This window comes from Halorubrum sp. SS7 (assembly GCF_005435055.1).
GTDB lineage: Archaea > Halobacteriota > Halobacteria > Halobacteriales > Haloferacaceae > Halorubrum > Halorubrum salinarum.
Map to the genome: position 1 here is coordinate 1 of NZ_SGXV01000330.1, position 439 is coordinate 439.

Below are 439 nucleotides of genomic sequence, written 5' to 3' on the forward strand. Positions count from 1 at the left end.
GAGCGGACATGATCCGGGTGTTGTCGACGCGCTCGATGCGGATCCGGATCTGGTCGAACTCGATCTCCTCCCCCTCCTCGACGAGGCGCCCGGCGCGGTTGAACACGAAGCCGGCGAGCGTCTCGAACTCCTCGCCCTCGGGGAGGTCGATCCCGAGGATCTCGTTGACCTCGTCGATGTTCACCTCGCCTTGAACGACGGCGACGTTGTCGTCGACGAACTCCACCGGCGCCTCCTCGTCGCCCTCTAAGATTTCGCCGACGATCTCCTCGACCATGTCTTCGAGGGTGATGATCCCCTCGGTGGTGCCGAACTCGTCGATCACCGTCACCATCTGGAGGCGGTTGTCCTGCATCTCCGCGAGCAGCTCGTCGGCGTTCTTCGACTCGGGGACGTGGAGGGTGGGCTTGACCACCCGCTCTAAGGAGGGCGTCCCCTC

General features: G+C 64.5%; 1 protein-coding gene. It reads right to left on the minus strand.

The window, feature by feature from the left end:
- The coding region (locus EXE44_RS18245) for a transporter associated domain-containing protein (RefSeq protein ID WP_274595399.1) at positions 1 to 439 on the minus strand (439 nt) is incomplete at both ends.